Source organism: Bacillus rhizoplanae (assembly GCF_917563915.1).
Classification (GTDB): domain Bacteria; phylum Bacillota; class Bacilli; order Bacillales; family Bacillaceae_G; genus Bacillus_A; species Bacillus_A rhizoplanae.
On record NZ_CAKJTI010000002.1, the window covers coordinates 50,165 to 75,727 of the forward strand.

Below are 25,563 nucleotides of genomic sequence, written 5' to 3' on the forward strand. Positions count from 1 at the left end.
AAGGAGTTTAAGACTGATTTCTTGTATAATCGCCGCTTTTGCCGCCTGTTTTTTCAAGCAGGTATGTTTCACCGATGATCATGCCTTTATCGACAGCTTTGCACATGTCATATACGGTAAGAGCCGTAGCGGAAGCTGCAGTTAAAGCTTCCATTTCAACGCCGGTGCTGCCCTCTGTTTTCACTTTTACTTCAATAAGCAAACGATATTGTTCATCTGCAATATGCCAGTCAAAGGAAATATCGACACCTTTTAGAAGTAGTGGATGACACATCGGAATAATATCAGAAGTACGCTTTGCTGCCATAATACCAGCGATTTGTGCAACGGCTAGAACATCGCCTTTTCCAATTTCATTGCGGGTGATTTTATCATAAATTTCTTTCGTCACTATGATGCTAGAATGAGCAATAGCTGTTCGCACCGTAATCTTCTTATCGCTAATATCGACCATTTTGGCGCGGCCTTGTTCGTTAAAATGAGTAAATGAAGACATGAAATTCCTCCTTGAAGTAATTACTATTATGATTAGCATTGTACAACAAAAAGTGTAATGAAGATGTGATATTTTGCAAACGTGGGGTGAAAATGATGCTAGAAAAACGAATACCAATTGCTGTTAGCGATGCAGTGGCACATGTGATGAAATATGCAAGATATGGAGAAACAGAGCGAGTACCGCTTACAGAAAGTTATGGGCGAATTCTTGGTGAGGACGTAGTAGCGGATCATGATGTTCCTCATTTCGATCGCTCTCCATACGACGGTTTTGCGATACGTGCAGAAGATACAAAAAAAGCAAGTCAGGAGCAGCCAGTTGAATTTGAAGTCGTTGGAGAAATTGGTGCTGGTTTTGTTTTTACAGAAGAAGTGAAGACATTTCAAGCGGTGCGGATTATGACAGGCGCAGCTATTCCAACAGGTTGTGACGCGGTTGTCATGCTAGAGCTTACAGAAGGCTTCCAAAAAAACGGGAAGACATATATGAAACTGAAGCGTCCGTTTCAATCAGGCGATAATATTTCATTTAAAGGTGAAGATGTAAAGCAACATGATGTACTTGTGGAAAAGGGAACAGTGATTAATCCAGGAGTGGCAGCGCTTCTTGCAACGTTTGGTTATAGTACGGTAGCTGTTATCAGAAGACCTGTTGTTGGAGTTGTCACAACAGGAAGTGAATTGCTAGAAGTTCATGAGCCTCTTGAACCGGGAAAAATTCGTAACAGTAACTCTTATATGATTGCTGCGCAAATTATGCGAGCGGGCGGCACTGTCCGGTATTATGGACAATTCGCAGATGACTTCGATACTTGCTATGAAATGGTAAAAAAAACAATGGAAGAAGTCGATCTTCTCATTACAACAGGCGGTGTGTCAGTTGGAGATTATGATTACTTACCGGCTATTTATGAGAAGCTTGGAGCGCATGTACTGTTCAATAAAGTAGCGATGAGACCAGGAAGTGTAACGACGGTAGCGGAAGTAAACGGAAAATTATTATTTGGATTATCAGGTAATCCGTCTGCTTGCTATGTTGGATTTGAATTGTTTGTACGTCCTATTGTTCAGACATTTCTACATAGGAAGCAGCCTCATATGTACCGCGGTGATGCCATTTTAATGAAGGGGTTTCCGAAAGCGAATCCATTTACACGTTTTGTTAGGGGGAAAGTAGAAATAGTAAACGGACAACTGCAAGCAGTGCCAGTTGGGCTTGATAAATCAAGTGCTGTGTCTTCACTCGCTGATGCGAATGCTTTTATCGTCTTACCAGGTGGTACGCGCGGTTTTGAAGCAGGTATGACTGTTACTGTATTTTTATTAGAAGCAGAGCAAGGAAGTGAGTGGCCATGGGAAGAGCCGTTCCAGTCTTACAAATCGTAGGGTATCAAAATAGCGGAAAAACAACATTGGCAGAGAAGCTGATTAGAGCTTTAACGAATGAAGGCGTGCGAGTAGGGACGATTAAGCATCATGGACACGGAGGATATCCAGAGTTGCCGCTGCAAAAAGATAGCGAGCGTCATCGTCAAGCGGGAGCGACCGTCAGTGCAGTAGAAGGGGACGGGTTATTGTCTTTATCTGCTAAGCGCCATTGGTCTTTACAAAAAATCATTCATTTGTATACATGTTTTGAAGCAGAAGTTGTTATTGTTGAAGGATATAAAAAAGAACAATACCCGAAAGTAGTTTTACTTAGGTCAGATGAAGATGCTTCTTTATTAGAAAGTGTAGAAAATGTGATCGCTGTCATTACATGGAATGAGGCTCCGGAAACATGGCACGAGAACTATAAAGTTTTTCGTATAACAGAAGAGGCAGAGTATATAAATTGGCTCGTACAAAGAATGAGGGATACAAAATGACAAATACGTATTTTGAAGTAGTGGATACACCAATTTCCATTGAAGAAGTGACAAAGAAAGTGATTCGGCGTGAATGCGGCGCTGTGACGACATTCACTGGTACAGTGCGCGAATTTACGAAAGGGCGCCGTACGCTTTATCTGGAATATGCTGCGTATCGTTCGATGGCCGAAAAGATGTTTGCCAAAATTGGTGAAGAAACGAAGGAAAAATGGCCAGGAACACATGTGGCAATTACGCACCGCATCGGCACACTGCAAATTTCTGATATTGCCGTAGTTGTTGCTGTATCGACGCCGCACCGAAAAGCAGCGTATGAAGCAAATGAGTACATTATGGAGCGCATTAAACAAATTGTGCCAATTTGGAAGAAAGAGTTTTGGGAAGACGGCGAGAAATGGATTGGCGATCAATTAGAGCAAACACCGTATCCAAAGGGAGAACCAGGAAAGGGGAATGTAAAATGATTACAGTATTATTATTTGCTCATTTACAAGAAGAAGCTGGAGCGCATCAATTACAAATCGATGTACAAAACCTTGCCGTCGCAGAATTGAAGGAGCTTGTGACGAAAGACTACAATGTATCCCTTTCACAGCACACAATGGTAGCGATTAATGAAGAATATGCGAATGAAGATGATATCATTCAAGATGGTGATGTTGTCGCATTGATTCCACCGGTAAGCGGAGGCTGATTCTTTCCTGCCTAATCACGCTCTATCGTGATTAGGCAGGAGGGAAGTAATAGAAATTGTGAAATATTGAACAAAATTGGAGGAGAGACTGATGAAAAGTACGAATTTTCAGTTAGGATTACAAACTTCAAATCTTGTAATTGGCTTTATGGTATGGGTTATTTTATCTTCTTTAATGCCATTTATTAAAGCAGACATTGCGTTAACAGCAGGGCAGATTTCTCTTGTCACAGCAGTACCAGTTATTTTAGGATCTATTCTTCGCATTCCAATTGGTTACTGGACCAATCGTTACGGAGCAAGAAAATTATTCTTTATTAGTTTTATTATTCTATTATTCCCTGTTTTCTATATTAGTAAAGCAACATCGATGCTAGATTTAATTATTGGCGGTTTATTTGCCGGAGTTGGCGGTGCTGTATTTTCTGTTGGGGTCACAGCTCTTCCAAAATATTATCCGAAAGAAAAGCATGGTTTTGTAAACGGAATTTATGGAGTAGGAAATGCAGGGACAGCGGTTACATCGTTTCTTGCACCAGTACTTGCAACTTCATTTGGCTGGAGAACGACTGTACAAATGTACTTAATTTTACTCGCTTCATTTGCACTGCTCAATTTCCTGTTAGGAGATCGTAACGAGAAGAAGGTGAATACACCGTTAACAGAACAAATTAAAGGTGTATATAAAAATGAAAAGCTTTGGTTCTTATGTATTTTCTATTTCTTAACTTTCGGTTCATTCGTCGCATTTACAGTCTATTTACCGAACTTCCTTGTATCTCACTTTGGCTTAGAAAAAGTAGACGCTGGATTACGTACAGCTGGTTTTATCGTGTTAGCAACAATCATGCGTCCAATTGGGGGCTGGCTTGGTGACAAATTTAATCCATTTAAAATTTTAATCTTTGTATTTATTGGATTAACATTATCAGGCATTATTTTATCCTTTATGCCAAGCATGCACGTATATACATTTGGCTGTTTATTAGTTGCCTTTTGCGCTGGTATTGGAAATGGAACGATCTTTAAACTTGTACCAATGTATTTCTCGAAACAAGCTGGTATCGTAAACGGTCTTGTATCGGCACTTGGGGGACTTGGCGGTTTCTTCCCGCCGTTAATTTTAACATTATTATTCCAATTTACAGGACACTATGCAATTGGATTTATGGCATTATCAGAAGTAGCGCTTGCTTGCTTAATTATTACAGTGTGGATGTATAGTCAAGAAAAGTTACTTGCAATGTTACAGCATAGATAGTAAAAGAGGGTGTCTCCTAAGTGGTGATTTTGGGGACACTTTTTTAATTTTTAAGGAGGGTTGTTCAGAGATAGCTTGGTGAGAGCTTTCCATCAGTGGGGGATGAAAAAACTCCACTGATGCAAGTTTCACTTCATAAGGTTGTGTAAATAAAGGAGAGAGGAATCATCTTGATAGTATAAGCATATTAGTTTATAGAGTCTATCTTTACGTATAAGGGGAATGAAGAGAATGAGAAAGGTAAGAAAAAATGATTTTGTTTCTGGGTTTGTACCACATCATAACCATGGGTCAGTGGATTATACATCTGTTGAGGACGGACATGTACATCAATGTCTAGATGTAACATCTCCGCCTATTAAGACGCAAGAGGGTGGGCATATACATTATACAGAAGGATATGTTTTGTTCGAAGATGGGCATACGCACTATTATAAGGCATACTCAGGACCAGCAATCCCAGTTGGAAATGGGATGCATGTTCATTATTACGATTTTTATACGACGGAAGATGACGGACATAAACACCATGTTAAGGGAGTGGATCAGCCCGCCCCGGGTGATAAATAAAGTGAAACTTCCATCAGTGTGGGATAAAGTTAATCCGAAAAAATTCTTGCTGTTAAGAGGTAGTTTTTTGTCTTGTTTTTGATTTTAAAAACCTTGAAACAATTACTATTTCTTCTAGTTATCTTGTATTTAGATTATCCATATACATAGTATGGTAGTGAGATTCGAGGAATAAGGAGTGAGTGTATGTCTCAAGATAAACCTGTTCCTGAACACTTTGTTATGGATACGCAACGCGCTATGCTGTTGCCTCCAGAGCTGAAAGCAGCACCTCCTGAATCATTAACAGAACAACTATTTATTGAAAGATCCTTAACTGAAAATCAATTTTGGCTGCGAATTATGAAAGAGCATGCTCTTTTTCTTAGTGAAGGGTTTGATAGACATGAGAAAAGTTTAATTCAACAAGTAGATCAATTTTTTCATTTGTTTGACCGGCATTTACAAAAAGCATTTTCTGTTCCTCACACAGTTCAAGCAGTTCGGAAATTAAATGAAGAAAGTATTGAGCTAGTTTACGCTTTCCGTAATTATAAAAGAAATCTTTTAATTTTAATTATTAATTGTAAAGCAAAAGGATTTAATTTCCCGCTATTAGTGGACCATACTGCACGAGAAGCGGAGTATTTTATGAGAACACTCCAGAAATTTAACGAGGGAAAAATGGATCCTATTCAAGATTCAATTATTAGTGAAAATGTATTTTGGTTACGAATCATGATGGAACACTCTCGTTTTATTGCATCTCTGCTTGATCAATCAGAAAGAAATTTAGTTCATACTGCGTCGAAATTCGGTGACGATTTTGAAGTTCTCCTCAATCAAGCTAGAGATGTTGAATCCATGTTATATAAGAAACAACCGACATATCCTATTATTGGTAAAATGAATAAAGACAGCGAAAATGCGACTGTTGAGTTAAGAAACTTCAAAAAAGCAGGACTGGAGTTCATCCAAACATGTCAAATTAAAAATGTAATTAATCCTTTACTAGCGGATCATGTTTTAAGAGAAGCTAATCATTTCCTCTTTATGATTAGCGTTTTAGAACAGCGATTAAAACAAAAACAAATGGAACAATCTGTACAATAATAGAAGGGATCTCGGACTTCTATCTTAAAATTATGAGATAGAATCATATTGCTATTAACCTAATAGAATTAAATACCAAAAAAGAGCTTATATTACTGTAAGCTCTTTTTTTATCCCGCATTAACGGGCAGTAAGACCCCCACCTCAAGATGCAGAGAAAAGCAAAGAAGATAGGTGGGGGATAACTGCCCGTAAAAGCCCGATTGATGAGAGCTTTCCATCAGTGGGGATGAAGAAACCCCCCACTGATGGAAGTTTCACTTTATCAAATTTCAAATCATTGATGTTAGCTTGATGGGTATGCGGTGTTACCCTATTATAAAATGAATATTGAATCATACTCTATTAACTTTTATTATGAATATATGGGATATTATGTATTTGTTTATTGAGGTAGATTTGTGTGCTTTCCAAAAATATAAAGGCTCAATTCTTGCAATAGTTGGTGCTGTAGATTTGAAATAAAGATTAATCATTTATAAAAAAGTTGTACTGTTTAACCCCTTGGAATATTTTTGTCTAAAGAGATGTTTTAAAATAAGGGTTGGGAACTTATAACAAGGTTCGATGGGATAGGGAGGATTTACGGAATGAATAAGAGTTTTAAAAAGAGACTTGTGTATTTATTTACAGGGGAACTCTTCGCAGTGATTACCTTTATTTTTCTGTACTTTTTTTATCCTTTAAACCCTAACGGTAGTTATGCTCTAATATATGTATTCTTTATATTAAATTTCGTCTTACTACAAGGGAGTTTTTACTGGTTTGTAAAGTGGAAACGATTAAAAACAAAAAGACCCCTTCTTCCTAATTTTTACAAGTTACTTAGCATACTAAAAAAAATAAATCTTATACTCATATGTATAGCACCTATCATATTTCTTATTGATATAACTATGATGGAACGGATGTCATTTCCTGTATTTTTCCTAACATTATTCATTTATGCATTTTCTATAATTGAGTATATTAACTACTTTCATATTCAATTAACAAATTACAAAAAAGGAAGGGGAAAAAAGGCTTCAATTGCTAAAGAAATTAACAGAATTACAAGTAAAGATTGATCAAACTTTTTTATGAAAATTCCATCTGTATTCAAAACTGTAGAATCCATTTTGTTCGATCTTTTTTTTATGGATTCTTTTTGTTTGTTGTCTAATAATAATTAGTTTCGCCCTTTGTATCAAACTTTTTTACAAAACTACAGGTACTGTTATTTACATTATCACAACACTTATCGTTTCAATATATAGAAAGAGGAGAGTTCTGTGAAAATAAGATACATGGTTCAATTCGGAGTAGCTCTTATATTCTTTATCGTTTCAGCAATTATCAGTTGGTACGAAGGAAGTAATTTAATCGAGGATTCATTTGACTGGAAATATTCCGCTAAGTTTACGAATTATTTCAAAGGGCCTGTTTCAGATTACCACGACATTATGCAAATCGATTTTTTTGTATATGCAGCTAAATTTTATCCTATACCAGTTATCATTATGGTTACTAGTTTTGGATATTTGGTGTTGTTAAGTTTGTATATCGTTTTGAAAAGAAGGCTGTTTTCTTAAAGATTGTTTTATACTCCTTTTGTCGTACTTCGTTCTAACTCTAATGGGAGATTTTAAGAAGCGTATAGCTATTTTATAGTAGTAGATGAAAGTGCTCTTGAATTCATAGGGGGAGAAATTTATATGAAAAAATGGGTTCAGTTTAGAATAGCAAGACCGACAGACAAATTTGAAGAAGTAATTCAGTTTTACGAAGAAGGATTGGGGTTAAAACGCATAGGCGAGTTTCACAATCATGAAGACTATGATGGGGTAACCTGGTGTAGAATATCATTTAGAGTTTACAAGGCATATAAATGGAAGTCCATGTCCTGCTCCAACAAAAGATAACCTACTTGTATTTTATTTTCCTGATAAAATTGAAATTGAAAAAATAAATTATAGACTAAATACAATGGGCTATTATGAAGTTGAGCCGGAAAATCCTTATTGAAAAGAAAAGGGGATTACAATAGAAGACCCTGATGGATGGAGAATTGTACTCATGAATACAGAGGGATTGCGCTCCCGTGATTAAAGCCGTAAGCTCATTAACGAAGCAGGGATTCTATATATTACAAAATTTATTGTTATAAATTTTTATTAAAAACGGAGAACGATTATTTTGTTTATAGTTTATAGGTTTACCTCAGGTTTCTTCTTTTTTCCTTAGCATATCCCCTTAAATTTCATTCATAAAATAAAAAATTCTTAATACAATAAACCAAATCCGTTCTTTTTCGAAAGGAGGGGTGGGAGATGAGCCGCACAATTAAAATTGATATTACAGACAAGGTAGTGGCGAAATTCAAGACAGATTATTTGGAATTATACTCTAATAAATTTATGATTGGTAAATTTTATGTCTATACTGAAGAGAAGCAGTACGTATTAGAAGATGGCTATTTATATGAAGATGGAAAGTTTTATCGTATCATTGATACGCGCCGAGATAACAGTCCAGCAGTAGAAGGTTGTGACTTAGGATGGTGTTAATGTGATTCGAGTGAAGATATTTGATGAAAGTCATGAAAAAGATTTAGAAGAGGCTATCAATGTCTTTTTAAAGAAGATGGATGAAGAGCAAATTGTAGATATTAAATACCAAGTATCAGTTTCAAATAATGATGAAGAGAGTCAAATTTATTGTTTTTCAGCGATGGTTGTATATCGGTCTTAAATAAAAACAACGAAAAAGGACGACGAGAAGTCGTTCTTTTTCGTTGTTTATTAAATATATCGGCGCTTTTTTCAATATATCGACTATTCGACACGATATAAAGACCGTTCGACAACACACGACAGGAATAGGTTCTGAGAATAAAGTGAAACTTCCATCAGCGGGGGTTTTTTCATCCCCCACTGATGGAAAGCTCTCACCAATCGGGCTTTTACGGGCAGTTATCCTCCAACTATCTTCCTCGCTTCTCTCTCAATCTTGAGGTGGGGGTCTTATTGCCCGTTAATGCGGGATAAACAAAAAAGGCTAGCGTTTCGCTAGCCTTTCTAATATAAATTTTACTTATTTACAGCCTTTTGCTTGGGTACTGCTGCACCCTCTTGGTTTTGTTTTAAGAAGAACCATGAAATAAGTAAACTAATAACAGCTAATATAAACGTGCCGCTAAAGATAATATGAACACTAGAAGCCAAGACTTCTTGCGATCCTGTAGCAGTACTTCCGTGTTCCGAAGTTACTAAGTTTACATTTCCCTCACCTGCACTGTGAATCATTATATTGAAGATCGTTCCAAATACAGCTGATCCTAGCGTTTGGCTAAATGTATTAATAAATGTATTTAAACCGACCGCTGTTCCGCGTTTATTTGCAGGGACAGAAGCTTGAATTGTGACCATATAGATTGGTGTCACAAGTCCCATTCCTAAACCGAACATACCCATTGCGATGTAAATGAGAGCTGGATGCGAGTGAGTAGACAATGTGAACAACAGGAATGTAGAAACGGATAAAATGCTCCCGCCAAGTAAAATAATTTGTTTTGTTTGTAACCGGCCAACTAAGTTACCAGATAGCATGGCCCCAACTGTCCAAAGGACTGGAATTGGCATAAGAATCAAACCGGCTTCTGTTGCATTTTTTCCTAATACGCCTTGGGTCCAAATTGGGAGGTACATCGTAATACTAATAATCATACCACCAGCAATTAACGTTAATGCGTTAACAATGGATACAGTCCGATTTGAGAAAAGATCTAATGGAATTAATGGTTCTGGTGATTTTTTTTCTACGAGTAAGAAAATGATAAATGCGACAATCGCAAATAGCAGTAGACCAATAATTGTGATATCTCCCCAGTTTTGATGCTGACTTCCTGTTAATAGTGCATAAAGTAAAGCAATTGTACTAAGTGAGAAAATAACAGCACCTGGATAATCGATATGCTGTTTTGCTGGCGTGATGGATTCTTTATAAGAAATGGCGATCATCGCACAAGCAAGGATTCCAAATGGAATGTTTATGAAAAAGATATAACGCCAAGATAGTGAATCGACTAAAAAACCGCCAACTAACGGTCCAATAACACCGGATACACCCCAAACAGCACTCATCCATCCTTGTGCTTTTGCTCTGTCTTTTGCTTCGCTGTATAGGTCACCAATAATGGTCATTGTAATTGGCATGACAGCTCCTGCACCTAACCCTTGCAGAGCACGGAAAAGAATTAATTGTTCCATTGTCGTTGCAAGGCCGCATAATGTAGAGCCGATTAAAAAGATGGTTGCACCAATTAATAGTACTTTTTTACGCCCAAACAAGTCTGCTAACTTTCCGTAAATCGGTGTTGATACAGCGGTTGCTAACATATAAATCGCATATACCCAGCTTACAAGTTCTACACCTGACAGTTCGCTTGTAATGCGAGGTACAGCTGTGCTAACAATCGTTCCTTCAACAGCGGAAAGAAACGTCATTAACATTAAAGATATCATTACTTTTTTTCTCATCTGTTTTCCCCTTTGTTTCTTTATACTGATATATCGGTTATTTTACAATATCCGACATTTTTTACTATTACATGTTAGCATTTTGACCCGCAGTCATTCCAGCAATTCGGCCTGTAATGAGTGCAGAAGTAATATTATATCCGCCTGTATAGCCATGAATATCAAGAACTTCGCCGCAGAAATATAAGCCGTTCATAAGTTTTGATGACATTTCTTTCGGATTAATTTCTTTGACAGACACACCGCCGCCCGTTACAAATGCTTTTTCAAGAGGCTGCGTTCCATTTACGGTAAAAGTAAATCCTTTGAAGTCTGCGGCAAGAGCTCGGATTTTTTCATGAGAAATTTGTCCGCATTGCTGACTACCGTCAATTTCATTTTTTTCTAATAGGAATAAGAAATAACGTTCAGGTACATAACCTTTCAGTACATTTTTTAATCCTTTCTTCGGCTCTTCTTTTATTTGCTTCATCATGCGCTGGAAGAGTTGTTCGCTATGTTCATCTGGCAGTGCATCAATGCTCATTGTTACTTTGTTTGTTTTGAATTTTTTCATCGTTTTCACAACAAATTGACTACAGCGAAGGGCAGCGGGACCAGAAACGCCAAAATGAGTAAAGAGCATGTCCATTTTATGAGAGATAACAGCTTTTCCTTTTGGATTTAACACGCTTAGTTCTACATCTCGCAGTGCTAAGCCTTGTAATGTACGGTCACGAATAAATGGTTCGTTAGAAAGGATTGGTACCTCAGTTGGAAATAGTTCTGTAATTGTATGCCCTACTTTTTCAGCCCAAGCATAGCCATCACCAGTTGAGCCGGTATGCGGTACAGATTTACCCCCAACAGCGATTACAACATGATTTGTTTCAAGAACTTCTCCATTTTGCAGAATAACCGCTTTTGTTTGCCCATTTTCATACTCTACTGTTTTAACAGGAAGATTGGTACGAATCGTAACGCGCAGTTCCTTTAAGCGTATTAACAAAGCATCGACTACTGACTGTGCTTTATTGGATACTGGGAACATGCGGCCGTGATCTTCCTCTTTTAATTTCACGCCGAGATTTTCGAAAAACTGAATAATATCTTCATTATTAAAAATAGAAAAGGCGCTATATAAAAAACGACCATTTCCAGGAATATGTTTTACAATTTCATCAAGCGGAAGACGGTTTGTTACGTTGCAGCGTCCTCCGCCAGAAATGGCAAGTTTTCTTCCTAATTTATCGCCTTTATCAAGAAGTAAAACGCGTGCACCTTCTTCTGCAGCTCCGATTGCTGCCATTAATCCAGAAGGACCTCCTCCGATAACAATTACATCATAATGCATATAAATCGACCTCATTTTCTTATTTTGCTGCATTCAAGAATATCACGTTTTCATAGAAAAGAAAAATGAGGGAAGGTACTGTTTACATGAGAAATTGTGGTACAATACAAAAGTTGAGTTCAGCGTTTTAAATAATGGAGGAGGATTTTTTATGTCCGATTCAAAATTTTTACGTGGAACGCTTATTGTGACACTTGGGACATTTTTAGTAAAGTTCCTCGGTATGATCTATGTCTTTCCGTTTCATGCGTTAGTTGGCACAGAAGGCGGGACGCTGTATACATATGGATATATTCCATATACAATCTTTTTAAGTATCGCAACGGCAGGAGTGCCGCTTGCAGTTTCGAAGTTTGTTTCGAAGTATAATGCGCTTGGAGATTATAAAACGAGCCGAAGAATGTTTCGCTCAGGTATGATTATGATGATTGTGAGCGGAATTCTTTCCTTTTTCGTATTGTATATGTCAGCGCCGTTATTTGCTGAGGCAATGCTAGGGAAACAGAGTTTACATAGCAGCTTAGAAGATGTAACAATGATTATTCGTCTGGTCAGCTTTGCGCTTATTGTTGTACCAGCAGCGAGTTTAATTCGCGGCTACTTCCAAGGTCACCAATCAATGGGACCTACAACAGTGTCGCAAATTATTGAACAAATTATTCGTATCGTATTTTTACTTGCAGGTAGTTTTATCGTAATAAAAGTATTGAAGGGTTCGGTTGCAACCGCAGTTGGTGTGGCGACGTTTGCAGCGTTTGTTTCCGCCGTCGGGGCATTAGCTGTGCTCATTTGGTATTGGATGAAGAGAAAGCATCATTTAGATCAATACATCATCAATCAAACCGTACCAGAATCAACAGTTCGTACATTTGACCTATTTAAAGAGCTGTTTGCTTATGCGATTCCTTACGTTGTAGTTGGATTAACGATCCCGCTTTATCAGCAAATTGATGCGTTAACATTTAACTCAATTATGCAAGCAATTGGACAAGGGGATATTGCAGAGCGTGCTTTCGGTATTTTTACGATGTGGACACATAAGTTAATCATGATTCCAGTATCGCTTGCAACGGCGTTTAGTTTAACGCTTGTACCAGCGATTACAAAATCGTTTACAGAAGGACAGTTCCGTTATTTAAACCAGCAAATTACACAAACGTTTCAAGTGAATATGTTTTTAACATTACCAGCTGTCATTGGAATTTCCACTTTAGCGTATCCAATTTATACCGCATTTTATGAAGCTGATCCGCTCGGCGGAAAAATATTAATGTGGTATGCACCAGTCGCATTATTATTTGCACTATTTACAGTAACAGCGGCAATTTTGCAAGGAATTAATCAACAAAGGCATGCAATCGTTGCACTTGGCATGGGAATTATTTTAAAATTCTTATGTAATGTACTATTCATTCGTTATTTTGGCACAATAGGTGCGGTCGTAGCAACAGGTGTAGGGTTCTTCGCATCCATTTGGTATACAAATAAACAAATTCGAAAACATGCCCATTTCTCATTTGAACTTGTTTATAAACGAACGTTCCAAATTGCAGTGTTAACAGCTGCGATGGTGATTGTTGTAAAGCTATTATTATGGATTCTTTCGTTTATGCTTCCATATGAGACAAGCCGTTTTGCGGCATTGGTTACAGTAGGTATTTGCGCAATGGGAGGTGCGGCTGTATATGGCTATTTAGCACTTCGTACAGGCGTAATCGAACGAGTACTTGGCGGTGAATTTTTAGAGAAGATTCAGCGTAAACTTGGTAGTAGATTGAAAATTAAAGTGAAAACGAAAGGGGCGTAATCGTACGCCTCTCTTTTTCTGAGTATAACAAGAAGGTGTGAAACGATGAGATTAGATAAATTATTAGCAAATATGGGCTATGGCAGCCGCAAAGAAGTGAAGAAGTTATTAAAGGACGGCGTCGTAAAAATAGATGGCGTACCGGTGAAAGATGCGAAATATCATGTGAATGTGGAAGAACAAGAGGTTATGATTCACGGTGAAGTAGTGGAGTATAAAGAATTTGTGTATTTAATGATGCATAAACCTCAAGGCGTCATTTCTGCAACAGAAGATGATAATCATGAAACGGTTGTTGATTTATTAGAACTAGAAGATGCTATTTTTGATCCATTTCCAGTAGGAAGACTTGATATTGATACAGAAGGTTTTCTTTTATTAACGAATGACGGAAAGCTAACGCATCAATTACTTTCTCCGAAAAAGCACGTGCCGAAAAAATATTTTGCGAGAGTAGCTGGGAAAGTTACAGAAGAGGATATTGCTGCGTTCAAAAAAGGTGTTATTTTAGATGACGGATATGAGACGAAGCCAGGAGCGCTTACGATTTTACAAAGCGATGATGTGTCTGAAATTGAACTTGTCATTACAGAAGGTAAGTTTCATCAAGTAAAGCGCATGTTTGAAGCAGTTGGAAAAAAGGTTGTGTATTTAAAACGTACAGAGATGGGGCCTTTAGTATTAGATGAGGAATTAGAACTTGGGCAATATCGTGAGTTAACAGATGAAGAAGTAGAAATGCTGAAGTCATATCATTCTCAAACAGAGGGTTTAGATAATTGATTTAATATATTTCCCTAAGACCGATTCCAAAAACGAAAAAGAATCCCCTTTCTCTGTATAGAAAGGGGATATATATTGTAAATCAAGTTATATTTGTCACGAGGTCATTCTCACTTTCTTTCCTGTTGTTGTCCACTTGCCGCGGCAAGGGCTATACACGAGTTCATTAAATTGCAACACATTCAGATCGCGCTGTATCGTTCGCGGTGTGATCCCGAACTCATCTACAAGGTCTTGCGTCGTTACGGTGCCTTTCTCATTAATGTACATATAGATAGATTTAATGCGTGTTAGCATACGAGTAGTTGTAGGTTTTATCAAAAAACCACTCCTCTACAAGTTTTTTGACCCATTCAGGAAAGAAGGTCCTTACTTCCATTGTACTCCATATGAAAAAAAATCATGCTCTAACTTGCTCAAATTTTACAAAATTTTAACATATACTAGAGTTTGTAGAAAGAAAGTTGTTGATATTCTGTTTCTCTTTATCAACTATCTTATAAATTTCTACGTAAAACGTCAAATTCCTGCAAAAAACTTTGAAAAAAATAAGAAAAAACTAAATTTAATTATCTGAAATATTTAAATTGTTCGGTATTGCCCCTTTCCTTGCTAGCATAATAAGAAATCGTTTGCTATGATGAAAGAGAGAATAGAGAAGAAGGTGAAGGTATGAAAAATATAAATTGGATGCAAGAAGTAGAGAAACGAAAAGATGCTCTTATTCAAGACGTACAGCAATTTTTACAAATTAAAAGTGTATGGGAAGAAGAGACGGCAAAAGAAGGCGCACCATTTGGAGAAGGGGTAGCAAAGGCATTATCTTTCATGCTAGATAAGGGAGAAGTTGACGGATTTCTTTCTAAAAATTTAGAAGGATATGCAGGTCATTTAGAAATGGGACAAGGAGAAGAACTTCTTGGTATTTTATGTCATGTTGATGTTGTACCAGAAGGAGACGGCTGGACAACTCCTGCATATAGTGCGGATATTCGCGATGGTAAAATTTTTGCACGCGGTGCAATTGATGATAAAGGGCCAACAATGGCAGCTTACTATGCAATGAAAATTGTAAAAGAATTAGGATTGCCGCTTTCTAAACGCGTTCGGATGATTTTAGGAACAGATGAAGAAAGTAATTGGAAGTGCGTGGATCATTACTTCAAACATGAAGAAATGCCAACGATGGGATTTGCACCAGATGCAGATTTTCCGATTATTAATGCTGAAAAAGGAATTTGCGATTTATATGTTGTTCAAAATAAAAAAGAACACGCAGCAGGAGAGAATGTATTAGTATCATTTTCATCTGGTCGCCGTTTAAATATGGTTCCTGATTTTGCAGAAGCTGTTGTAACGAGCGAAAAAGCAGCAGAACTTGCAAGTCAGTATGAACAATATGTGCAAGAAGCAAAGAAAAATGGAAAAGCAATTGTAGAAGGAAATACAGTTACACTGCAAGTAAAAGGTATTTCTGCACACGGCTCTACGCCTGAACAAGGAGAAAATGCAGGATTAACACTTGTAAACTTCTTAACGACAATCTCTTTAGATGAGCAAGGCGCAGCATTTGCTAGCCTAGCGGCGGAAACATTCACAAATGATACGCTTGGGAAAAAAGCTGGCATTGCTTATGCAGATGAGATTACAGGACCATTAACAGTAAACGTTGGTCTTCTTTCATATACGAAAGAAGAAGGCGGTAAACTTGGATTAAATATTCGTTATCCAGTTACAACAAACTTAGAAGGAACGCTGCAAACATTAATGAATTATGTGGGTGCACAGGACTTTGCTATAACAATTGTGTCAGACTCTCGTCCGCATCACGTAGATAAAAATCATGTGTTAATTCGTACACTTCAGCGTGTATACGAAGAGCAAACAGGCGAAAAAGCAGAGTTATTAGCAATCGGCGGCGGTACATATGCACGTTCATTGGAAGCTGGTGTTGCGTTTGGTCCTCTATTCCCAGGAAAAGAAGAATTAGCACATCAAAAAGATGAGTATATTGAAATTGAGGATTTACTAAAAGCAACAGCCATCTATGCACACGCTATTTATGAATTAGCGAAATAGTAGCAACAATAAATGAACCGCTCTCTGCAAGGAGAGCGGCTTCTTTTGTATGTATGGAGAATAAGAAGACGTTTCACACTAATAATAGTGAAAAGTCCTGTTGAGATGTATTGTGTTAGACAGTTTAATAACAGGCAAAGGAGTTAGAAAAGATGGCGAGACATTATTTTATTGCAGTGAAATTACCAAATGAGATAAAGAATGTGCTGGCGGAGTGGAAAGAAACGATAGAAGAAACCGCCCCGTTTCGTTCTTGGGTGCATAAAGAGGACTATCATATTACACTCTCGTTTTTAGGAAGTGCTGAGGAAGCGCAGCTTAAAAAACTGAAACAAGACTTGCAGCAGCTAGCTAAAATTTCACGTTTTTCACTTACATTGCAAGGATGTCATACATTTGGAAGAAAAGAACAGCCGCGTGTTTTTTGGGTGGGAGTGGAAGAAGAAAGGGCTTTGTTTGACTTACAAAAACAAGTGTATACAATATGTGAACAGAATGGTTTTCAATTAGAAACACGCCCATATCACCCTCACATTACGATGGCTCGTAAATGGAAAGGTGAAGAAAAATTTGATGAGAAGCCGCTTTCAGTAGTACCGCGGCGTACATTTGAAGTCGAAACAGTAACCTTATACGAAACTCATGTAGACCAGGTACCGAAGTATGAGGCAATCCATGAAATATCTTTACAGAAGACACAAGCTTGAAAACGTTTTCTGGTTTTTTGAATATACTATAGAAAATGGAATGTCTCTTGGGAGGATGTGAGTACATATGTTAAACATACAGCGTACGTTTGAAGCATATTTAGATGAAATGGATAAAATCACAATTTTACTTCCGCATGCGTACGGAACGAGTAGCATCTTCCATTTAAAACAAGATGCAAATGAATGGGAGCTCTCGATCGAACGTATCACCTCTCTTCCACATGCAATAAAATATGAATGTAAAGTGAGTGAACCAATTACACTGAATCAGTGTTATATCATATATGATGAGCGCGGTGTAGAAACAGATTTGCAGATGGGTGCTGTCATTAGAACAGCGAAGTTTGATGAGTTATATATGTACGAGGGAAGCGATTTAGGAGCTTCTTATTCAAAGGTACAAACGAAGTTTAAAGTGTGGGCACCGACAGCCACTAAAGCAAAAGTTCGTATTTATGAAAGCGACGATGTATATACAGATTATGAAATGAATGGACAAGAAAAAGGCGTTTGGTGCTATGAGTTGTCGGGAGACTGGGATGGTGCGCAATATACATTTCTTGTCTGTATCAATCTTATTTGGAGAGAAGCAGTTGATCCATATGCAAAATCAGTTTCTTTAAACGGCACATATGGAATCGTCGTAAATCTTGCGAAAACATATGTACAAGACCATGAACCGTTACCGCCAATGACTTCTATGACGGATGCCATTATTTATGAGGCACACATTCGTGATATGACGGTTCATCCTGATAGCGGTGCGAGCAATAAAGGAAAGTACCTCGGTTTAACGGAAGAAGGAACAGTAGGAAAAGATGGGACGTTCACAGCTCTTTCTTATATAAAGGAATTAGGAGTTACACATATCGAACTATTGCCCATTCATCATTATGCTGGAGTAGATGAGAAGCAGCCGTTCACAACGTATAACTGGGGATATAACCCGTTATATTACAACGTTCCAAATGGCAGTTATGCAACAAATCCGATTGATCCGTACAACCGAATTGTTGAATGTAAACAAATGATTCAAGCACTTCATCGAAATGGTCTACGCGTTATTATAGATGTTGTTTATAATCATATGTATGAAAGAGAAACATCTTCTTTTGAGAAGCTTGTACCAGGATATTACTTTCGGCACGATGAAAATGGGATGCCGTCAAATGGGACGGGTGTTGGAAATGATATTGCATCAGAGCGTAATATGGTCCGTAAATTTATTGTCGATTCGGTATTATATTGGTTAACAGAATACAATGTGGACGGATTTCGTTTCGACTTAATGGGTATTTTAGATGTTGATACAATGAACGAAATTCGTGAAAAAACAAATGCAGTGAAAGAACATGTAGTATTACTAGGTGAAGGATGGGATTTGCAAACACCGCTTGCTGCTGATAAGAAAGCAACGTTACAAAATGCAATCCAAATACCATCTATTGCTCAGTTTAATGATCAATTTCGAGATGGAATCAAGGGAAGTACATTTGATGTGCAAAAAAGCGGCTACGCTCTTGGTGAAACAACAAATAAAGAGCATATCCAATATTTACTTACAGGAAGTATCCCTTATTTAAAGTCGTCTAGTTTATTTCAAGAGCCTGTGCAAAGCATTAATTATGTAGAATGTCACGATAACATGACAATGTGGGATAAGATTGCAAGCAGCAGTAAAGAAGAGGAACAACTGCAAAAACGTCGTCACCGCCTCGCGACGACAATGACATTATTAGCACAAGGTATTCCGTTCTTACATGCTGGTCAAGAATTTTACCGTACAAAACAAGGAAATGAAAATAGTTATAATGCCCCGGATTGCATCAATCAGATGGACTGGGATCAAAAAGAGCGAGAAGAAGAAAATGTTTCCTATATAAAAGGAATGATTCGTATTCGAAAATCACACGGAGCATTTCGTTTTGCGTCTTCTGAGCTGATTAAGCGGTATATGTCCTTCTTAAATACGGTTCCTTCTGTTATCGCGTATTACTTACAGGATGTGCAGCAGTTTGGGACGTGGAAAGAAATTGTTGTGTTCTTTCATAACGGAATAGAAGAGCAAACTGTTTCATTGCCAAATAGCGGTGTATGGCATGTACTTGCAAATGATAAAAATGCAGCAGAGAGTCCAATTTCTTCATTTGATGGAGATACATTTGTTATTGCTCCGATTAGTACCTATATATTGGCGAAAATGTGACAAATCGACCCTTGACGATGCGAATATAATAAATGTAGAATTGACAAAGGTGGCTATTCAGATAAGTTGCCAGATATATTATTGTTTTTGTAAAATAAAGTAAAAGAGTGAACAGCTTGTTTGTTTCTTTTCATAACTATAAAAGATAAGGAATTGTTAACGGGTAATGAACATGGAATGGTTGGAACAATTGTTAGGAGAAGAGTGGAAAGTAATACCAGCCGGAGGGGCGACAGGAGATGCCTACATTGCGCACAATGAACAACATAAACTATTTTTAAAGCGCAATTCATCGCCCTTTCTTGCGGTATTGTCAGCAGAAGGGATTGTTCCGAAGCTACTTTGGACAAGGCGATTAACAAATGGCGATGTCATTTCGGCGCAAAAGTGGCTGCCAGGACAAAGGTTAGAGCCAGAAGATATGAAATCTAAGCGAGTTGCAGCATTGCTGAAAAAAATTCATTCTTCTGAAGCGCTGGTGCATATGATTCAAAAGCTTGGTAAACAGCCCTTGCATGCGCAAGATATATTAGAAGAAGTGCTTCTCACTTTGCAAGAGGATGTAAAGCAAAATGAAATCATTCAAAAAGGACTTCAGTATTTACAAAAGTCCCTTCAGCATGTAGAATTTGATAATCTTGCTGTTTGCCATTGCGATGTGAATCATAACAATTGGTTATTAACAGATGATGATGAATTGTTCTTGATTGATTGGGACGGAGCAGTTATTGCAGACCCAGCTCTTGATATTGGAATGCTACTCCATTGGTATATTCCAAGAGATGAATGGCACGAGTGGCTTGAGCATTATGGATTAGAACTGACTGATTCTTTGCTAAGCCGTATGAAATGGTATGTTACACTGCAATGTATGATTTTCGTACAATGGTACACAGCAAAAAATAAGCAAGTAGAAGCAGAATATTGGCTTCAATATTTAATACAACTACTCGCTTCAGAATAATTTAAGAAAAACTATCCATTCCTGTAATCCATTGTGACAGTTGTTCTTGATGACCAGAAATATGGCCGTCTAAATCAGGAGACAATTTACCCGATTGACTATAGTAATATACATCGTTTAACATCGTTTTGACCTCATTGCTCACACTGTCATTTACGAGTAATGATTGAATGAGACGTTCTAATTGTTCACACTCAGAAACCGTTCCACAACAATCACTTTGATGATTGACTAAGATGTCTTTTAAGATTGCCATTTGATGTTCATGATTAAGTGGCATTTTTGACACATCCTTTTCAGTTGTTATCGTAACAATGAAACGAGCGTAATGCACCGCCAGCGAAGAGCTGATGGAAGTTGTATGTAATACACTTTGTAGTTTCCATCAAAATAGCAAATCTTATACTAGAAAGAAACGGACCGAGTGCTCGTACGTACTTGGTTTTTTATTTGATATACACATCTTGAAATACAGAGAGGGAGAGAACTATGCGCTTAAGACATAAACCATATGCAATGGACCGAACGAAAGAATATTCGCAGTTTGTAATTGGAAATCCGGAAGAACATAACGGGAAATGGAAAGAGTTGTTTGGTAACGACAACCCAATTCATATTGAAGTTGGAACAGGACGTGGTCGCTTCATGTACGAAATGGCAAAAGCAAATCCCGATGTAAACTATATTGGAATTGAGAAGTTTACAAGTGTGGTTGTAGATGCACTTGATAAACTAATTGAAGAAGCAGTGCCGAATTTAAAATTAATTAATAAAGACGCAGAAGATTTAACAGTATTTTTTGCGGAGAATGAAATTGATCGCGTTTATTTAAACTTCTCTGATCCATGGCCAAAGAATCGTCATGAAAAACGCCGTTTAACGTATAAAGCGTTTTTACGTAACTATGAAACAGTACTTGTAAAGGGCGGAGAAATTCACTTCAAAACAGATAACCAAGCTCTATTCGAATACTCTCTTACAAGTATGGCGGAATATGGCATGCTGCTGCCGTATATTAGCTTAGATCTTCACAACAGTGATTTTGAAGGCAATATTATGACGGAATACGAAGCAAAATTCTCAAGCAAGGGAAATCGTATTTACCGCGTTGAAGCAAAATATCGTACGGAACCTGCGCAATAATGCGCAGGTTTTTTCTTTTTTAGGGAAGCTGCATAAAATAAAGAAGCCGCCCCAAAGTACTAGCTTTGTGACAGCTTCTTGGAAAAAAGAAAGAGTTAGAGAAGCACAAGAATGTCAATGAAAGTGAAACGGTTTAAAAAACTAAATTTTCAGAAAAATATAAAGCTTATAGGGTGTTTTTTTCTACTCTTTCTTTATGATTATGAGTTTATCATTAAAAATAAAATAAATCAACAAAAAATAGACAATTTTCTTTATAATTCGACATTTTTACAGATTGATCCCGCATTAACGGGCAGTAAGACCCCTACCTCAAGATTTAGAGAGAAGCGAGGAAGATAGGTGGGGGGCAAATGCCCGTTAAAGCCCGATTGGTTCAACTAACCATCAGTGGGGGATGAAAAAAACCCCACTGATGGAAGTTTCACTTTACATCAGAACCATCTAAAGTATTATTAAGTCATATTAAATGTGGATATCACATGTAATACATAGGAGTGAAAAGGATTGTTTCAGTTAGACAAAGGAGATCAAATAGGTATTTTTTCACCATCACTGCCAGGTACATATACATCGCCTAATAGATTCAAACGCTCCAAACAGTTTATGGAAAGTAAAGGATTTCGTATAGTTGATGGAAGTCTTACTGAAAAACATGATGGGTATCGATCTGGAAGTATAAAGGATCGTGTTCAAGAGTTGAATGAACTCATTCGAAATCCAGCGATTAAGTGTATTATGTCGTCTGTTGGAGGGAGCAATTCAAATTCTTTACTTCCCTATTTAGATTACGAAGCAATAAAACAACACCCTAAAATTTTTGTTGGATATTCAGATGTTACAGCAATTTTATTAGGTATTTATGCTAAAACAGGTATTCAAACATTTTATGGACCTTCCTTGATTTCTTCATTGGGAGAATTTCCTCCGTATGTAAATGACACATTTTTATCATTTGAAGATGTGCTAATAAAAAGTGAAGCACTTCCATATGAGTATCCTGTATATCCTTTTTGGACAGATGAGCAATTAAATTGGCAGACACAAAATAGGCCAAAAAAAAGTTATCCGAATGAATGGATTTGTGTAAAAGAAGGTATAGCAACAGGTCGGTTAATAGCTGGAAATTTAACGACAATGTTAAGTATATGGGGAAGTCCTTATATGCCTGCTATTAATAAGGGGGATATTTTAATGATTGAAGACTGTAAAAAAACAGCAGCGATCGTTGAAAAGCATTTTAGTTTCCTAAAAATAAATGGTGTGTTCGACAAGGTTAGCGGCATAATCTTAGGAAAGCATGAACAGTTTGACGATCAAGGAACAGGGTTAGCGCCATATGACATTTTACTCGAAGTAATCGGGGACCTTGATATACCTATCTTAGCGGATTTTGATTGCTGCCATACACATCCTATTGTAACAATGCCAATTGGAGCAACTATTGAATTAAATGCAACGCAGAAAACAGTTCGTATTTTGAGCTTTTGATTGTTTATAGCATTTTCAATTGGAATTATATACCTATCTAGAGCGAAAAATATGTGTATTTTAATCTTATAAGAGACATAAAAAAATCCCTTCAGAAAAAATCTAAAGGGATTTTTGATATTGAAAAAACATACAAGTCTTTGTGTTAATAATCTAGTTAAATAATAGATAAAATACATATCAAACCAAATAACCTCAAAAAGTTTAAGGTATTTGGTTTGATATGACAGGACAGCAAAGAAAGAGTGGTAAATGCACATACATGTCAAACAAGTGGAAATGGATTAAACAAGCGAAAAAATGAATATTTATACTTCTTGGAATACAGAGGGTTTTAGTTACTCTCTCTTTGTGATTGTAAGTGTAACACTAAAAATAAAATAAAGCAACGGAAAATAGACAATTTTCCTATTAATTCGACAATTAGGGTTTTTGGATAATATCTGTGATAAAGATTCAAGCATTACAGAAATGTAATGTTTACGTCACGTAAATCGATAACAAATCACGCACAAAACCTTTACGATACAAAAAGATAATACATTGCAAATTCATGGAAAAGGCGTGAACGATTTGAAGAAATATGTAGTAGGTATTATGACATGTGTTTTATTATTTTTACTATCTTCAGTAGTAGTATTGGCTGTTGCTGAAAAGAATGATGTACTAGATATTAAAAAATGGGGAACAAAAGAATATTATGTTCAAATCACAGAGAACGGAAAAGAAGAATCTACGAAAGGTGAAGATGGGGAAATGTATACGCTGTATTGGTATACATTGAAAGCATATGATGATAAAGGTAAGGAAGTAACTGTTAAATTTTTTGCAAATAAAAATTTGAAATTACATGCATTTCTTCGTGTATATGTAGAGGGTGAATATGATGACAAAACGAAATCAATTCAAAGTTATGAAGAGGTAACAATGAATGAATTACCTGTGAAGGCAAAAGAAAAGTTAGGTGTGAAATAATATATAAAAAAAGCAGTCCATATTTATGTAGAAAAAACGCTATTCTTTTTGTAGAAATATAAAAAGGATAGCGTTTTTTTACCAATCTCGTTTTTTTAATTACAAAACCAATTACAAAACTTACAAAATCTGTTTTTATTATTGAAAGCGTTTTAATATTGTGAATAACGACATAAGGGGGTGCCTCTATGGGGATTCAAAAAAAAATGGAAACGGTGTCACCTGTAGGTGAAGTAGAAACAAAACAGGAATCACTTGTTTCAAAAATCATGAATATAAAAATTGGTGTTATACCGTTGCCTTTATATATCGTGCTAGCGGCTGTTATTTACGGAGCATCTGTATATAATAAGTTGCCTGCTGATATGATTGGTGGATTTGCAGTAATTATGATTATGGGAATTTTCTTAGGTGATATCGGAATGAGAATTCCAATTTTAAAAAACATTGGTGGACCAGCAATTCTTTCATTATTTATTCCTTCGTTACTCGTGTTCTTTAATTGGATGAGCCCAGCTTCAATGAATGCTGTGAATATGTTAATGAAAAAATCGAACTTTTTATATTTATATATTTCTTGTTTAGTAGTCGGCAGTGTTTTAGGAATGAATCGTAAAGTGTTAGTACAAGGGTTTATTCGTATGTTTATTCCATTAGTTGTAGGAACAATTGCTTCTATTGCAGTTGGATTATTAGTTGGATCATTATTTGGATTTGAAATGAAGAGAACGTTCTTCTTTATCATTGTACCAATTGTGAGCGGTGGTATCGGAGAAGGTATTTTACCACTTTCTCTAGCTTACAGTGACATTTTACATCAATCATCAGCAACATTTGTATCTCAGCTTATTCCAGCAGCGGTTATCGGAAATATGTTTGCGATTGTAGGCGCTGGATACATGAAGCGATTAGGCGAGAAAAAACCAGAGCTTAGCGGTAATGGTATGTTGGTGAAAACAGGTAATCAAGATGAATTATTAAAAGAACAAAATACAGAAAAACCAATTGACTTCTCATTAATGGGAGCAGGTTTATTAATTGCATGTACGTTCTTTATTTTCGGTGGACTTGCTTCTAAATTTATTGGTATTCCAGGGGCAATCATTATGATCTTTTCAGCAGCACTTGTAAAATACTTTAAATTAATGCCAGCAAAAATGGAGCAAGGTTCATATCACTTATATAAATTTATTTCAACAAGCTTAACGTGGCCATTAATGGTTGGTTTAGGATTGCTATACATTCCGTTAAAAGATGTAGCAGCTGTTCTTTCAGTTGGATATGTTGTTGTGTGTGCATCAGTAGTAGTAACAATGATAGCTTCTGGTTATTTTGTTGGAAAAATTATGAAGATGTATCCAGTTGAATCTGCGATTGTAACAGGATGTCATAGCGGATTAGGTGGAACAGGAGACGTTGCGATTTTATCAGCTTCAAACCGTATGGAATTAATGCCGTTTGCACAAATTTCAACGCGCTTAGGCGGAGCAGCGATGGTTGTAATAGCATCAATTTTATTAAAAATGTTTTCGTAATGTATGCAGACAAGCTAGCTATGGAAAGACGTAG

General features: G+C 36.9%; 25 protein-coding genes and 1 pseudogene. 21 read left to right on the top strand and 5 right to left on the bottom strand.

Going from position 1 to position 25,563, the window contains the following annotated elements; genetic code table 11:
• Window positions 1-7: 7 nt before the first annotated feature.
• Window positions 8-496, bottom strand: a complete 489-nt coding sequence (gene moaC, locus LRP84_RS02345; RefSeq protein WP_230573608.1) for a cyclic pyranopterin monophosphate synthase MoaC — start codon at window positions 494-496, stop codon at window positions 8-10.
• A gap of 95 nt (window positions 497-591) precedes the next feature.
• Between moaC and LRP84_RS02350 the strand changes: the two genes are divergently transcribed.
• From LRP84_RS02350 to LRP84_RS02400, 11 genes and pseudogenes are all read left to right on the top strand, one after another.
• Window positions 592-1,884: a molybdopterin molybdotransferase MoeA gene (locus LRP84_RS02350; RefSeq protein ID WP_230573609.1), complete on the top strand. Its 1,293-nt coding sequence runs from the start codon at window positions 592-594 to the stop codon at window positions 1,882-1,884.
• Window positions 1,851-2,366 (top strand): molybdopterin-guanine dinucleotide biosynthesis protein B, encoded by a 516-nt coding sequence (mobB, locus tag LRP84_RS02355; RefSeq protein ID WP_230573610.1) that lies wholly within the window; start codon window positions 1,851-1,853, stop codon window positions 2,364-2,366. Before LRP84_RS02350 ends, mobB begins: the two co-directional genes overlap by 34 nt.
• Window positions 2,363-2,833 (top strand): molybdenum cofactor biosynthesis protein MoaE, encoded by a 471-nt coding sequence (locus tag LRP84_RS02360; RefSeq protein ID WP_230573611.1) that lies wholly within the window; start codon window positions 2,363-2,365, stop codon window positions 2,831-2,833. The genes mobB and LRP84_RS02360 overlap by 4 nt, the downstream gene beginning before the upstream one ends.
• Window positions 2,830-3,063, top strand: coding sequence for a molybdopterin converting factor subunit 1 (gene moaD / locus LRP84_RS02365; RefSeq protein ID WP_230573612.1), 234 nt, complete (start codon window positions 2,830-2,832; stop codon window positions 3,061-3,063). Before LRP84_RS02360 ends, moaD begins: the two co-directional genes overlap by 4 nt.
• A gap of 91 nt (window positions 3,064-3,154) precedes the next feature.
• A complete protein-coding gene (locus LRP84_RS02370; protein ID WP_230573613.1) occupies window positions 3,155-4,324 on the top strand; it encodes a nitrate/nitrite transporter in 1,170 nt (389 codons plus the stop codon).
• 231 nt (window positions 4,325-4,555) lie between these two features.
• Complete coding sequence (locus LRP84_RS02375) at window positions 4,556-4,894, top strand: YmaF family protein (RefSeq protein WP_230573614.1); 339 nt, start codon at window positions 4,556-4,558, stop codon at window positions 4,892-4,894.
• Window positions 4,895-5,080: 186 nt separating this feature from the next.
• Window positions 5,081-5,986 (top strand): DUF2935 domain-containing protein, encoded by a 906-nt coding sequence (locus LRP84_RS02380; protein ID WP_230573615.1) that lies wholly within the window; start codon window positions 5,081-5,083, stop codon window positions 5,984-5,986.
• A 1,271-nt stretch (window positions 5,987-7,257) separates the two neighbouring features.
• Window positions 7,258-7,557 carry a YjdJ family protein gene (locus LRP84_RS02385; protein ID WP_230573616.1) on the top strand — a complete coding sequence of 100 codons (300 nt, stop codon included), beginning with the start codon at window positions 7,258-7,260 and terminating at the stop codon, window positions 7,555-7,557.
• A 123-nt stretch (window positions 7,558-7,680) separates the two neighbouring features.
• Window positions 7,681-8,074: pseudogene (locus LRP84_RS02390) on the top strand (VOC family protein).
• 221 nt (window positions 8,075-8,295) lie between these two features.
• Window positions 8,296-8,532, top strand: coding sequence for a DUF2553 family protein (locus tag LRP84_RS02395; RefSeq protein ID WP_090918724.1), 237 nt, complete (start codon window positions 8,296-8,298; stop codon window positions 8,530-8,532).
• 1 nt (window position 8,533) lies between these two features.
• A complete protein-coding gene (locus LRP84_RS02400) occupies window positions 8,534-8,716 on the top strand; it encodes a sporulation protein Cse60 (protein ID WP_020060291.1) in 183 nt (60 codons plus the stop codon).
• A 338-nt stretch (window positions 8,717-9,054) separates the two neighbouring features.
• On the opposite strand, the gene LRP84_RS02405 is transcribed toward LRP84_RS02400, so the two are convergent.
• Both LRP84_RS02405 and LRP84_RS02410 read right to left on the bottom strand, forming a co-directional pair.
• Window positions 9,055-10,503 carry an MDR family MFS transporter gene (locus tag LRP84_RS02405; RefSeq protein WP_230573617.1) on the bottom strand — a complete coding sequence of 483 codons (1,449 nt, stop codon included), beginning with the start codon at window positions 10,501-10,503 and terminating at the stop codon, window positions 9,055-9,057.
• Window positions 10,504-10,570: 67 nt separating this feature from the next.
• The gene (locus LRP84_RS02410) at window positions 10,571-11,836 is read right to left on the bottom strand and encodes a BaiN/RdsA family NAD(P)/FAD-dependent oxidoreductase (RefSeq protein WP_230573618.1); all 1,266 of its coding nucleotides are present in this window, start codon (window positions 11,834-11,836) and stop codon (window positions 10,571-10,573) included.
• Window positions 11,837-11,987: 151 nt separating this feature from the next.
• On the opposite strand from LRP84_RS02410, the gene LRP84_RS02415 reads away from it, so the two are divergent.
• Window positions 11,988-13,643 (top strand): putative polysaccharide biosynthesis protein, encoded by a 1,656-nt coding sequence (locus LRP84_RS02415; RefSeq protein ID WP_230573619.1) that lies wholly within the window; start codon window positions 11,988-11,990, stop codon window positions 13,641-13,643.
• Between the two features lie 45 nt (window positions 13,644-13,688).
• The gene (locus LRP84_RS02420; protein ID WP_230573620.1) at window positions 13,689-14,426 is read left to right on the top strand and encodes a pseudouridine synthase; all 738 of its coding nucleotides are present in this window, start codon (window positions 13,689-13,691) and stop codon (window positions 14,424-14,426) included.
• A 96-nt stretch (window positions 14,427-14,522) separates the two neighbouring features.
• Here the strand turns inward: LRP84_RS02420 and LRP84_RS02425 are convergent, their stop codons facing one another.
• Window positions 14,523-14,744 (bottom strand): DeoR family transcriptional regulator, encoded by a 222-nt coding sequence (locus LRP84_RS02425; protein WP_035436379.1) that lies wholly within the window; start codon window positions 14,742-14,744, stop codon window positions 14,523-14,525.
• Between the two features lie 354 nt (window positions 14,745-15,098).
• Here LRP84_RS02425 and pepV point away from each other — a divergent pair, with 354 nt between their 5' ends.
• The 4 genes from pepV to LRP84_RS02445 all read left to right on the top strand — a co-directional run bounded on the left by pepV (window position 15,099) and on the right by LRP84_RS02445 (window position 20,385).
• Window positions 15,099-16,505 carry a dipeptidase PepV gene (gene pepV, locus LRP84_RS02430; RefSeq protein WP_230573621.1) on the top strand — a complete coding sequence of 469 codons (1,407 nt, stop codon included), beginning with the start codon at window positions 15,099-15,101 and terminating at the stop codon, window positions 16,503-16,505.
• 152 nt (window positions 16,506-16,657) lie between these two features.
• Complete coding sequence (gene thpR, locus LRP84_RS02435; protein WP_230573622.1) at window positions 16,658-17,212, top strand: RNA 2',3'-cyclic phosphodiesterase; 555 nt, start codon at window positions 16,658-16,660, stop codon at window positions 17,210-17,212.
• 67 nt (window positions 17,213-17,279) lie between these two features.
• The gene (gene pulA / locus LRP84_RS02440; RefSeq protein WP_230573623.1) at window positions 17,280-19,421 is read left to right on the top strand and encodes a type I pullulanase; all 2,142 of its coding nucleotides are present in this window, start codon (window positions 17,280-17,282) and stop codon (window positions 19,419-19,421) included.
• A gap of 166 nt (window positions 19,422-19,587) precedes the next feature.
• A complete protein-coding gene (locus LRP84_RS02445; RefSeq protein ID WP_230573624.1) occupies window positions 19,588-20,385 on the top strand; it encodes a phosphotransferase family protein in 798 nt (265 codons plus the stop codon).
• A gap of 1 nt (window position 20,386) precedes the next feature.
• Here the strand turns inward: LRP84_RS02445 and LRP84_RS02450 are convergent, their stop codons facing one another.
• On the bottom strand, window positions 20,387-20,665 hold the full coding sequence (locus tag LRP84_RS02450) for a YtzH-like family protein (protein WP_098306736.1): 279 nt from the start codon (window positions 20,663-20,665) through the stop codon (window positions 20,387-20,389).
• 209 nt (window positions 20,666-20,874) lie between these two features.
• On the opposite strand from LRP84_RS02450, the gene trmB reads away from it, so the two are divergent.
• The 4 genes from trmB (at window position 20,875) to LRP84_RS02470 (ending at window position 25,529) form a co-directional block, all read left to right on the top strand.
• The gene (gene trmB / locus LRP84_RS02455) at window positions 20,875-21,528 is read left to right on the top strand and encodes a tRNA (guanosine(46)-N7)-methyltransferase TrmB (RefSeq protein WP_230573625.1); all 654 of its coding nucleotides are present in this window, start codon (window positions 20,875-20,877) and stop codon (window positions 21,526-21,528) included.
• Between the two features lie 507 nt (window positions 21,529-22,035).
• The gene (locus LRP84_RS02460) at window positions 22,036-23,019 is read left to right on the top strand and encodes a S66 family peptidase (RefSeq protein WP_230573626.1); all 984 of its coding nucleotides are present in this window, start codon (window positions 22,036-22,038) and stop codon (window positions 23,017-23,019) included.
• 543 nt (window positions 23,020-23,562) lie between these two features.
• Window positions 23,563-23,994, top strand: a complete 432-nt coding sequence (locus tag LRP84_RS02465) for a YxeA family protein (protein ID WP_230573627.1) — start codon at window positions 23,563-23,565, stop codon at window positions 23,992-23,994.
• Window positions 23,995-24,182: 188 nt separating this feature from the next.
• A complete protein-coding gene (locus tag LRP84_RS02470) occupies window positions 24,183-25,529 on the top strand; it encodes a 2-hydroxycarboxylate transporter family protein (protein WP_230573628.1) in 1,347 nt (448 codons plus the stop codon).
• Window positions 25,530-25,563: the final 34 nt, after the last annotated feature.

Coding starts and splice junctions, on each gene's coding strand:
- moaC (WP_230573608.1), bottom strand. CDS start 496: ATGTCTTCATTTACTCATTTTAACGAACAAGGCCGCGCCAAAATGGTC.
- LRP84_RS02350 (WP_230573609.1), top strand. CDS start 592: ATGCTAGAAAAACGAATACCAATTGCTGTTAGCGATGCAGTGGCACAT.
- mobB (WP_230573610.1), top strand. CDS start 1,851: ATGGGAAGAGCCGTTCCAGTCTTACAAATCGTAGGGTATCAAAATAGC.
- LRP84_RS02360 (WP_230573611.1), top strand. CDS start 2,363: ATGACAAATACGTATTTTGAAGTAGTGGATACACCAATTTCCATTGAA.
- moaD (WP_230573612.1), top strand. CDS start 2,830: ATGATTACAGTATTATTATTTGCTCATTTACAAGAAGAAGCTGGAGCG.
- LRP84_RS02370 (WP_230573613.1), top strand. CDS start 3,155: ATGAAAAGTACGAATTTTCAGTTAGGATTACAAACTTCAAATCTTGTA.
- LRP84_RS02375 (WP_230573614.1), top strand. CDS start 4,556: ATGAGAAAGGTAAGAAAAAATGATTTTGTTTCTGGGTTTGTACCACAT.
- LRP84_RS02380 (WP_230573615.1), top strand. CDS start 5,081: ATGTCTCAAGATAAACCTGTTCCTGAACACTTTGTTATGGATACGCAA.
- LRP84_RS02395 (WP_090918724.1), top strand. CDS start 8,296: ATGAGCCGCACAATTAAAATTGATATTACAGACAAGGTAGTGGCGAAA.
- LRP84_RS02405 (WP_230573617.1), bottom strand. CDS start 10,503: ATGAGAAAAAAAGTAATGATATCTTTAATGTTAATGACGTTTCTTTCC.
- LRP84_RS02410 (WP_230573618.1), bottom strand. CDS start 11,836: ATGCATTATGATGTAATTGTTATCGGAGGAGGTCCTTCTGGATTAATG.
- LRP84_RS02415 (WP_230573619.1), top strand. CDS start 11,988: ATGTCCGATTCAAAATTTTTACGTGGAACGCTTATTGTGACACTTGGG.
- LRP84_RS02420 (WP_230573620.1), top strand. CDS start 13,689: ATGAGATTAGATAAATTATTAGCAAATATGGGCTATGGCAGCCGCAAA.
- pepV (WP_230573621.1), top strand. CDS start 15,099: ATGAAAAATATAAATTGGATGCAAGAAGTAGAGAAACGAAAAGATGCT.
- thpR (WP_230573622.1), top strand. CDS start 16,658: ATGGCGAGACATTATTTTATTGCAGTGAAATTACCAAATGAGATAAAG.
- pulA (WP_230573623.1), top strand. CDS start 17,280: ATGTTAAACATACAGCGTACGTTTGAAGCATATTTAGATGAAATGGAT.
- LRP84_RS02445 (WP_230573624.1), top strand. CDS start 19,588: ATGAACATGGAATGGTTGGAACAATTGTTAGGAGAAGAGTGGAAAGTA.
- LRP84_RS02450 (WP_098306736.1), bottom strand. CDS start 20,665: ATGCCACTTAATCATGAACATCAAATGGCAATCTTAAAAGACATCTTA.
- trmB (WP_230573625.1), top strand. CDS start 20,875: ATGCGCTTAAGACATAAACCATATGCAATGGACCGAACGAAAGAATAT.
- LRP84_RS02470 (WP_230573628.1), top strand. CDS start 24,183: ATGGGGATTCAAAAAAAAATGGAAACGGTGTCACCTGTAGGTGAAGTA.